This is a genomic window from Micromonospora sp. NPDC005161 (assembly GCF_053599855.1).
In genome coordinates, this window is record NZ_JBSFYQ010000091.1 from 1 (window position 1) to 9039 (window position 9039).

Annotated in this window: 9 protein-coding genes and 2 pseudogenes; 4 read left to right on the forward strand and 7 right to left on the reverse strand. The window is 69.2% G+C overall.

The genetic code is table 11. The features are described from left to right. Positions 1 to 90: 90 nt before the first annotated feature. Together ACWD5O_RS36435 and ACWD5O_RS36440 are read right to left on the reverse strand one after the other, a co-directional pair. On the reverse strand, positions 91 to 336 hold the full coding sequence (locus ACWD5O_RS36435; RefSeq protein ID WP_450088095.1) for a hypothetical protein: 246 nt from the start codon (positions 334 to 336) through the stop codon (positions 91 to 93). A gap of 512 nt (positions 337 to 848) precedes the next feature. Then, on the reverse strand, positions 849 to 2060 hold the full coding sequence (locus ACWD5O_RS36440) for a helix-turn-helix domain-containing protein (RefSeq protein WP_450088096.1): 1212 nt from the start codon (positions 2058 to 2060) through the stop codon (positions 849 to 851). On the opposite strand from ACWD5O_RS36440, the gene ACWD5O_RS36445 reads away from it, so the two are divergent. Beyond that, positions 2050 to 2727, forward strand: a complete 678-nt coding sequence (locus ACWD5O_RS36445) for a transposase (RefSeq protein ID WP_450088103.1) — start codon at positions 2050 to 2052, stop codon at positions 2725 to 2727. The two genes, ACWD5O_RS36440 and ACWD5O_RS36445, sit on opposite strands and share 11 nt — an antisense overlap. 109 nt (positions 2728 to 2836) lie before the next feature. Here the strand turns inward: ACWD5O_RS36445 and ACWD5O_RS36450 are convergent. The 3 genes and pseudogenes from ACWD5O_RS36450 to ACWD5O_RS36460 form a co-directional block, all read right to left on the reverse strand. Continuing rightward, positions 2837 to 3559 (reverse strand): annotated as a pseudogene (locus ACWD5O_RS36450) (DUF1275 family protein); the annotation flags it as partial. 83 nt (positions 3560 to 3642) lie between these two features. Next, on the reverse strand, positions 3643 to 4416 hold the full coding sequence (locus ACWD5O_RS36455; protein ID WP_450088097.1) for an SDR family oxidoreductase: 774 nt from the start codon (positions 4414 to 4416) through the stop codon (positions 3643 to 3645). A gap of 9 nt (positions 4417 to 4425) precedes the next feature. After that, positions 4426 to 5529 (reverse strand): NAD(P)-binding domain-containing protein, encoded by a 1104-nt coding sequence (locus ACWD5O_RS36460; RefSeq protein WP_450088098.1) that lies wholly within the window; start codon positions 5527 to 5529, stop codon positions 4426 to 4428. On the opposite strand from ACWD5O_RS36460, the gene ACWD5O_RS36465 reads away from it, so the two are divergent. Both ACWD5O_RS36465 and ACWD5O_RS36470 read left to right on the forward strand, forming a co-directional pair. Beyond that, complete coding sequence (locus tag ACWD5O_RS36465; protein WP_450088099.1) at positions 5528 to 6103, forward strand: Dps family protein; 576 nt, start codon at positions 5528 to 5530, stop codon at positions 6101 to 6103. The two genes, ACWD5O_RS36460 and ACWD5O_RS36465, sit on opposite strands and share 2 nt — an antisense overlap. 265 nt (positions 6104 to 6368) lie before the next feature. Beyond that, positions 6369 to 6806, forward strand: a complete 438-nt coding sequence (locus tag ACWD5O_RS36470) for a PPC domain-containing DNA-binding protein (protein WP_450088100.1) — start codon at positions 6369 to 6371, stop codon at positions 6804 to 6806. Positions 6807 to 7045: 239 nt separating this feature from the next. Here the strand turns inward: ACWD5O_RS36470 and ACWD5O_RS36475 are convergent. Continuing rightward, positions 7046 to 7141: pseudogene (locus ACWD5O_RS36475) on the reverse strand (hypothetical protein); the annotation flags it as partial. Positions 7142 to 7486: 345 nt separating this feature from the next. On the opposite strand from ACWD5O_RS36475, the gene ACWD5O_RS36480 reads away from it, so the two are divergent. After that, positions 7487 to 8719, forward strand: a complete 1233-nt coding sequence (locus ACWD5O_RS36480) for an IS110 family transposase (protein WP_450088101.1) — start codon at positions 7487 to 7489, stop codon at positions 8717 to 8719. Here ACWD5O_RS36480 and ACWD5O_RS36485 read toward each other — a convergent pair. After that, positions 8609 to 8959, reverse strand: a complete 351-nt coding sequence (locus ACWD5O_RS36485; RefSeq protein ID WP_450088102.1) for an integrase core domain-containing protein — start codon at positions 8957 to 8959, stop codon at positions 8609 to 8611. The genes ACWD5O_RS36480 and ACWD5O_RS36485 overlap by 111 nt on opposite strands. Positions 8960 to 9039: the final 80 nt, after the last annotated feature.

The following is a 9039-nucleotide window of genomic DNA, read 5'->3' on the forward strand; positions in this document are numbered from 1 at the left end:
CCGGTGCCAGGACGACTGGCACGCCGGGTTCGGGAGGCGGCCCAAGGAAACGGACCGGTCGAAACACCAGCACCGCGCCTTGGGTCGACCTCACACTGCTGGCATCGGCCGATCAGCCGCCCTGGCCCATCCAAGGAAGCGGCGGTGCAGCACGCCGGCCGGCGTCCAGGGCATGTCCTCGGCAGCCTGGACAAGGTAGGAGCCGAGGTAGATGGCCAGCGACACCGGAGCGTCTGCATACTCTGCCCGCAGTTCCCGCTTCCGTGTCGAGCAGGGCCATGGCAGGCCGCAGCCTCCGCAGCTCCAGATCGGCATGACCGGGCCGTGGGTGCTCACCGCACACCACCCAGGAAACGGGCGGTACTCGTCCGGGCCTGCCGACTGGTCGCCAAATCCACTCGCCAGCTTGGGTACGGAGCCAGCCGCGACCACCATGCGCGGCAGCCGGTGCACATGCCGGCGAGCCCTCGGACGTAAACCGCGAGGATCGCCCACTCCCGGCCGTCGTTCACTGCTCACCCTCCTGTGGCCAGTGGCCACGATTGATTGGAATGCGGTGCCGTGCGCGGCAGGGCAGGTCGGCTCCGCAGCGGCAGACCTGCCGCCACCTCCGCCAGGACCAGACCGGCCGGTGCCGGCGGGCGAGAGTCAGTGCGGTAGCCGAGAGGTATTCGTCGTACGAGACGCGCTGCACGTACCCTCCCTCGTCGATCACGAGGGCGGCCTCTGCGCCCCCGCAGCTGAGCGGGACGCGGCGGCCAGGCGATACCCGCACCGCCCGCCGCATCCCGTGAGGGAAACGCTACGTATGGTCGCGGGGTGGAAGGGGTAGGGTTCGTACCCCTAGATCAATAGACGAGGCCGACTTTCACCGCGAGGTCGCGGGCGTCGCCGCGGGTGGACCGCGGACCGTCGAGCAAGTCCAGAGTGATCCGTCGAGCGTAGCCGTTGAAGCGGATCGTCTCCGGAGCCGACTCGTACGCCCGCCGAAGCGTGGCCATGGTGGCCTCCTTGTCGCCCTTGCCGTAGTGCGCCCGAGCGACCTCGATAAGGTGGCGTGCCCGGCGCGGCCTCGACGGAATCGCCGCCGCGTCGTGGCGACGTGCCTGCCGCGCCGCTTCGCCGGACTTCTGCAACTCCACGGCCACGGAAACCGCGTGGGCGCCCATGATGACCTGAGAAAACGACGTCTGCGGCTGGTAGAAGCCGTGCGGTAGGCGCTGCGCCACCCGGTCCGCACGATCCCAATACCGCCAGGCACGGCCCTCCTCACCCGCACGAGCGGCGGTGTAGGCGGCCTCGAAGTTCAGCGCACCCCAGAGCGCGAGCAGGTTTGTGCTCCCGTCGGCCGTACGCGATTCCAGCGTCGACAGGACGTCGAGCGTCACGGCCATCGCGGTGTCCCAGTCGCCGGCGTCCCGATGCACCTGGCACATGAACCACCCCGCGCATGCCAACGCCTCTGGGTCTCCGGACTCCTGCGCCGCCACCATCGCACGGTCGGCGATGCGCCACAGCAGCTCAGCGGCGGGCTGGTAGGCAACGAACATCTGCGCGAGCCCGAGCGTCTCGGCCAACAGGGCCTGCGCCTGCCGCCGCTCGTCACCCTCGTACGCCAACGCGGCACGCTGCACGTCCCGCAGTAGACCCGGCAACAGACTGCCCAGCACCGTACGGTGGTCCGACGCCTGATGGCGTGCCCGCCACGCCCCCACCAGTCGCTCCCTGAGGCTGTACAACGACTCGGCGGGGACGTCGCCAGTGAGCGTGAAGCGGTTCACGGCCTCCCGGACCGAGGCCAGCGCCGGATGCTCCGGCCCGTTGACCGCGGCAGACCGGTCGCTCAACTCCCCGACCAAGGCAGAAACGTCGATCCTGAGGGCACGCGCGATCCGATCCAGCATATGCACACGCGGCGGCAGAATCCGATCGGTCTCCACCGCCTTGACCCACTCGGCGCTCCGACCCACCAGCCCGCCGAGCACCGCACGAGTCTTCCCGGACCGCTCGCGGTAGACCTTCAAACGCTGCCCGAAAGTCAACTCCGGCATGGAATCCATCCCGAACCTCCTCGTAGCGCGGGATGCACCACCGGCCCATCGGCCGCCGTCACGCCCAACGCTACCGAGCCGCCCGCCGTCTGATAACCCCCACACGCCACCCACCCAGTCCCGTGCCGGCCTGGACATCATCGACCTTGGCTCCCAGCGCGTGGACTGGCAGGCAAGCACCGCATCCCGCCACCGCCACCAAAGTCGCCCTGCGCAGCCTCGCCCGGCGCTGGCAGGCCCTGCAAACCGAAATCGACGACCTCGACAGCCACCTGACGAACCTCGTCACCGCCGTGGCCCCCGACCTGGTCGCGCTCCCGGCGTCGGTATCGACACCGCCGGGCAACTCCTCGTCACCGCCGACGACAACCCCCACCGACTGCACTCCGAAGCGGCCTTCGCCCGCCTCTGCGGCGTCGCCCCCATCCCCGCCAGCTCAGGACGCACCGACCGCCACCGCCTGCACCGCGGTGGCGACCGCGACGCCAACAGCGCCCTCTGGCGCATAACCCTGCGCTCTGCGCCGCCACCGGCGACCTCGCGAACCGCCCGCTGCGGCAACGGAGCGACCTACTCAGAGACGCCCTCCTGGCGGACCTCCCCGGCGGATACCCGGCCTTCGCCCGTACCATCCGTCCCGGGAAACACGGGCGGCTGCCCTTCGGCGGATGATTGATCTGGCCGGTCACCAGCGCGATCGCCATCAAGGCGGTCGCCGACGGCGGCGCTGACGCGTTCGACGACGCGATGGCCCTGCTGGCCGAGTTGACTGGCCGTCTCACCTCCGAGTTCGCCCTCCGTACGCTGCTCGGCCACGACCTGGACCGGGCCCTGGGCATCATCCGGACCACCAGCGCCGCCGCCAGGGCGGGCGCCCAGACCGGCGCCACGCGCAGCGTCAACGCGCCGAGCACGGCGCCACCGAGCAGCCCCAGCAGCCGGCTGATGCCGCCCGCGCCGGCGGCGAACCGGTGCGGATCGAGCACCACGCTTCGGACCACGCCGGTCAGCGAGCCGGTCAGGTACGTCGTCGAGGCGCCCCGCACCCCGGAGCTGATAGTGACCACGCTCTGCATCCCATTCGCCACCGGGGCCCCGGCGAGCAGCGCCAGACCGCCGGCGTACTCGGGGCGCGCTCCGGCGGCGGACCAGCCCACCGCGACACCGGCCAGCAGCACCGCCTCGGCCGCCGCGACCACTCCGGTACGGCGGCGCCAGCCTGGCTCGACGTGGCGCAGCGCCAGGGTCCCGCCCGCCACGCCCACCGCGTAGCCGCCCACCGCGGTCGCCCCGCCCGCCAACAGGGGGGTCTCCGCCGTGGCGACCGCATGGCCGAACTGCACCAGGTTGCCGGTGATCACGCTGGCGAAGAAACCACCGAGTCGGGTCAGGCAGAACACGTCGAGGCAGCCGGACGCGGCGGCCAGCACCACCAGCAGCCGAACCACCACCCGCCCAGACAGGACGGATTCCTTGGCTTCGTGCGCGTCGCCTGAGCGGGAGACCAAATCTTCCCGCGCTCACGCCGTTCATGCCGCCTCCCGCTCAAGCGGTGGCCTGGCCGAATCGACACGGGAGCCATCGCTGGGCGTCAGACCTTGGACGTCCAGACCTGGGCCTCAAATTCCTTGTCCTGCTCCAGGCTGACCGCGGGGCACACGGTCCGATATGGGTGGTGGTCCATGGGAATTACGCGGACCATGTTGTCGATCATCTCTTGAGGGTCGTACTGGCTGTCGAGGTAGTCACTGAAGTCCGGGCGTTCCAGCAAGGCGCTCGTGTCGTTCCACCACTGGAACGTCGCCTCGACGCCGGTGTCGTTGTAGCCGGTGCGGTATGGGCCCGGATTGATGGTGACCACTCGTATGCCCCGCGGTCCCAGTTCCATTTTCATCGCCCAGGCCAGAGCCTCGATGGCGTGCTTGGTCGCGGCATAGATGCCGACCCAGGGCCTGGTTCGGATACCGACAGCCGATGACAGCCAGACAATCTTTCCGCTACCCCGGTTGAGCATCTGCGGGGCGATGCCCTGGACGAGTTGCAGGTGACCGAAGACGTTGACTTCGAAGGACCGGCGGACCCGCTCCATGGGTATCTCCACGACGGAGCCCGCTTCCTGGACACCGGCATTGAGCACCAGAATGTCGACGTCGTAGCCGAAGGCATGCTTGCGATCGATCTCATCGGTCACGTCGAGCTTTGCCGCGTCGAGGTGCACACCTTGTCGCTGCGCCTCGGACCGCAGGTCACGGACCTGGGACCAGATCTCGGCGCTGGCGATGACGTGATGCCCCGCCTGTGCCAAACCGAGCGCAGCGCCCCGGCCGAGTCCGCTACCAGCTCCGGTGATCAGAATATTCGCCATGGTCTCTGCTCAGTGCTGCAGGGCGCGGGTGATCACGGTGAGGTCCTCGTCGCCGAGCCCGTGTTCCACCGCCCGTTGCCACTCGGCGGCCAGGCTGTTGGCCACGGGGAACCGGTCGACGTCGACTTCACGCAGGGCCAGGTTGACGTCCTTGGTGGCGAGGGAGAGCGGGTAATGAGCCGAGTAGTCGTCCCGGCCAATCCGCTGTAGTTTCTCGGCGGCCCAGGGCGAGACCAGTGGACTGCCCTGCAACGCGCCCATCACGGCCGAGCGGTCCAGCCCGAGGGCGTCACCGAACGCGACCGACTCGGCGAGCCCTTCGGCGATGAAGGCCAGCATGAGGTTGTTGACCAGCTTGATCCGGGAGCCGGCCCCGGCCGGTCCGACCCAGACGGTTTGCTTCCCGATCGCGTCGAACACCGGGGCGATCCGGTCCCGGGCCTGTTCCGGACCGGAGGCGAGGATGACCAGTTGCCCCTTCTCCGCCGGGCCCCGGCTGCCCGCCACCGGCGCGTCCACCAGCACGACATCGGGGCGTCGCTCACTCACCAGCCCGGCGATGCGTTCGGTGGCGGTGATCCCGATGGTGCTCATCTGGGCCCAGATCGCGCCGTCCGCCATGACGGCCAGCATTCCCTGATCGTCGGCGATGGAGAGGACTGCGTCCGCGTCGGTCACCATGGTGATCACCACGTCCGCCCGACGTACCGCGTCCGCCGGAGTATCCGCAACCTCCGCACCCTGCTCGCCGAGCTGACGGGCCGGGTCCGGGCGGCGGTTCCAGACCACCGTGGGTAGGCCGGCCCGAAGGATGTTCGCCGCCATGGGCCGTCCCATGCCGCCGAGCCCGAGTACGGCCACCCGCTGCGTCTGCGCCATCTGACCCCCCGTACTCCGTCTACCACGCAGCGTAGGCCGGCGGGGGCGGGTGCTTGACCGGAATGGGGGGTACGAGCGGCCGGGCGGACCTCGAGTCGCTGCCGGATTGCGGCCATCCCCGGGTTCCCAGCCGCCTACGCTTCGTGTTGGAACCGGCTGCCCGCTCCGGCTGCCGAGCGCGGCTGGCGGCGACAGACGAGGCCCACAGTCGGGAAGACGCGGAGGAGACAGCATGTCGCAGCAGAAGGTCCAGTCGGACAGCCAGCCGCTGTTGCACCAGCACGGCCGCGAGATCCAGGCGTTCGGAACCGTGCGGCAGCTACCGATCGGCTTTTCTCATGACGCGCGGATGTACTCGTGTGAGCGGTTGAACAGGGTCCTCGCCGATACCCAGATTCTGCACTCGCTCTACAAGAAGCACCACTGGCTCATGCGCGGTCCGACTTTCTACCAGCTTCATCTGTTGCTGGACAAGCACGCGGACGAACAGCTGGAACTGGTCGACATGGTTGCTGAGCGTATTCAGACGCTCGGCGGGATCGCGGTGGGGGATCCGCGTCACGTCGCTGAACTGACCAGGGTGCCGCGCCCGCCCGACGGTGCCGAGGAAGTGCCGGCGATGCTTTCGCGCCTGCTGGAGGCGCACGAGCTGATCCTCAACGACGCGCACGACGCTGCGGCGCGGGTGGCAGAGGGCGGCGACGACGGAAGCAACGACATGCTGGTGTCCAACGTGATCCGCACCAACGAACTCCAGACGTGGTTCATCGCCGAGCACCTCGTCGACACCCCCATCGTCCGGGTCTAGCAAACGATCCCCGCTGCGAACCTTGATGCAGCGGGCCGGCGGCCACCCCCGGGGCACCGCCGGCCACCGCCCCGACCCCTGGTGACTCTCGACACCGCCGCGAGAGGCAGCGTCGGACGGCGCTGCCCGAAACGGGAACCGCCGGCTGGTTCGTGCTCGCTGCGCCACGGCGGTGTGTGCCGCCGGGGCCGCGAACGGGTGGGTGTCGGCCGACGGAAACCACTACTTCGACGTCCTGGAACGTCAACGTCGATGGGAGATGACAATGAGGGTGCGGGAGGTGCGCCACCAGACCGGGCGGGTCCTGGTGGTGATCTGCGACAAGGAAGAGGAAGCGGTCGCCGCCATTCTGGCGGCCCTGCGCGAGCAGCGGCTGCTCGCCGCCCGGGTGTCCGCCGTGGGCGCCTTCGCCGACGCCGAGGTCGGCTGGTTCGACCGGAACGCCGGCGACTACCGCCGGATCCCCGTCACCGAGCAGGTCGAGGTGCTGTCCCTGCTCGGCGACGTCGCCGAGCAGAACGGCGAACCAGCCCTGCACGTGCACACGGTGCTGGGACGGTCCGACGGAAGCACGGTCGGCGGGCATCTGCTGCGCGGCCAGGTTTGGCCGACGCTGGAGGTCATCATCTCGGAAGTGGCGCCGGAGCTGGCGAAACGGGTGGATCCGCAGACCGGCCTGGCCCTGATCTCCGGGGCCGACTGAGCGGAAGGGCGGCCCAGTCGGGGCCCGCGGGCCCCGACTGACGCGGCGGCGCTGGAGCTGGTCTAGCTAGTCCGCTACAGCCAGCCTCGGCGCCCGCCTGGAGACGGCTGGTCACCTCGATCCGATCGGTCAGCTCGGCCACGATGCGGCGCACGGTGCGCGCGAAACGGCCGAGCTTGCGGCCGACCGACTCGTCGGTGTGGGGTTGACCCGATTCGACGGACAGGGTCGATGAGGTTTCAAGCTACCTTGCTGGTCGCCCGTTCACGGGCGGTGGCTTCGTAGGCGGCGGGACTGAGGTAGCCGAGGGTGGAGTGGCGACGTCGGGTGTTGTACCAGCCCTAATGGCAACAGAGGACGCCCGTACCAGCCGTTGGCCGTCGAGCCTGGGAATCGAGATCGGCGCCTTGTTGAGGATCGTGGCCGCTGTTGACCCCTGTAACAACGTTAAGGGCTGGACCCTGGTTTCGGCGTGGGGCGCGGCGGCCGCGGTGGTCGACGAGGATGATCTGCCCGTAGATCGCCGGCGGGCTGAGCCTTGAATTGGTCGCAGGCCGAGAGCCTTGCGCGAGTACGGGCGCCACCGGTGGCGAGGCGAACGGCTCGTGAGATGTCGTGCGGCAAGCACTGTCCATTAGGGCGTCGCGCCTCGCTGTGGATTGAGACAGAGAGGAGTCGCGGTGACAGCGGTAGCGTGTGGGATCGACTGGGCGCAGGATCACCACGACATGGCGCTGGTCGACAACAACGGCGTCGTCGTGGCCTCAGCCAGGATCAGCAATGACGCCGCAGGGCTGAGCCAGGTCCTGGCCCTGCTTGCCGAGCATGACCCTGAAGGCGGCAAGCTGCCGGTAGCGATCGAGACGAGTCAGGGACTGCTGGTCGCGGGGCTGCGGTCCGCCGACCGACAGGTGTTCGCGATCAACCCGTTGGCGGTGTCACGCTATCGAGACCGCTACCGGTCGTCGCGGGGCAAGTCCGACGCGTTCGACGCGATGGTGCTGGCCAACATCCTGCGCACCGACGTCGAGGCGCACCGGCCGTTGCCGCAGGACAGCGAGTTACTCAAATCGCTGCGCGTGCTGACTCGAGCGCAGCAGGACGCGGCGTGGGACCAGGTCACGATCACCAACCGGATCCGGACGGTGCTGCGTATGTTCTTCCCCGCCGCGCTTGACGCGTTCGAGCGCGGTGGGCGGCATCGGCTGGACTCGCCATCCGCCCGGACCATCCTGACTGCCGCGCCGACACCTGCCACCGCAGCGGGGTTGACCGCAGACGATCTGGCGTCGCTGCTGCGCACGGCTGGCCGGCAGCGCGGCATCACCGCTGAGGCGGACAAGCTGCACGGCCTGCTCGGCAGCGAGCAGATGCGCCAGCCCGCAGCCGTGGAGGACGCGATGGGCCTGCAGCTGCAGGGCTTGGTCCGGCAGCTCGAGGCGGTCTGCCAAACGCTGGAACAGCTGGAACACCGCATCGACGAGGTGTTCACCGCGCACTCGGACGCGAAGATCTTGACGAGTGTGCCCGGCCTCGGAGTGCAACTGGGCGCGCGCCTGCTGGCCGAGATCGGCGACGACCGGCGCCGATTCGCCGACGCCCGCGCACTGCGGGCCTTCGCCGGCGCGGCGCCGGTGACCCGCGCGTCAGGCAAGAGCAGTTTCGTGCACGCCCGCCGCGCGAAGAACGATCGGATCGCCGCTACCGGCTACGTGTGGGCGCTGGCCGCAGTACGGCACGACCCGCACTGGAACGCCCGCTACCGCGCCCGCAGGCAGGCCGGCGACCGCCACGTTGCCGCACTACGCCGGCTGTTCCACCTCATGCTCGGCAAGCTGCACCACTGCCTGCAACACGGCACCATCTACGACCCGGCCAGAGCCTTCACCAACCTCGCAGATGTCTCGGCTTGACAGACAATGTTGGTGAGATGTCTCGATCCAGGTGAATATCGCCTTGTGGGCGGCGGCGCGGGTGGGCCAGGCCCGCCGGTCGAGCAGTTCGGCCTTGATGGTGGAGAAGAACGACTCGGCCACGGCGTTATCCCAGCATTGACCCCTACGTCCGACCGACAACTGGATCCGGTGCTGGTTGGCCAGGCGGGCGTACTGGGCGCTGGTGTACTGGGCGGATTCAACCGGTCGTTGCAACACGGGGCTGTTGTAGTGAGCGTAGTTGCTCGGCGAAGACCTCGGCCGGGGTCTTCCAGCCAAGGATCTTGCGGGGCCGGTTG

Excerpts from the sequence above, each read along its gene's own strand:
- ACWD5O_RS36445 (WP_450088103.1), top strand. The coding sequence starts at position 2,050 with ATGGAATCCATCCCGAACCTCCTCGTAGCGCGGGATGCACCACCGGCC.
- ACWD5O_RS36440 (WP_450088096.1), bottom strand. The coding sequence starts at position 2,060 with ATGGATTCCATGCCGGAGTTGACTTTCGGGCAGCGTTTGAAGGTCTAC.
- ACWD5O_RS36455 (WP_450088097.1), bottom strand. The coding sequence starts at position 4,416 with ATGGCGAATATTCTGATCACCGGAGCTGGTAGCGGACTCGGCCGGGGC.
- ACWD5O_RS36465 (WP_450088099.1), top strand. The coding sequence starts at position 5,528 with ATGTCGCAGCAGAAGGTCCAGTCGGACAGCCAGCCGCTGTTGCACCAG.
- ACWD5O_RS36460 (WP_450088098.1), bottom strand. The coding sequence starts at position 5,529 with ATGCTGTCTCCTCCGCGTCTTCCCGACTGTGGGCCTCGTCTGTCGCCG.
- ACWD5O_RS36470 (WP_450088100.1), top strand. The coding sequence starts at position 6,369 with ATGAGGGTGCGGGAGGTGCGCCACCAGACCGGGCGGGTCCTGGTGGTG.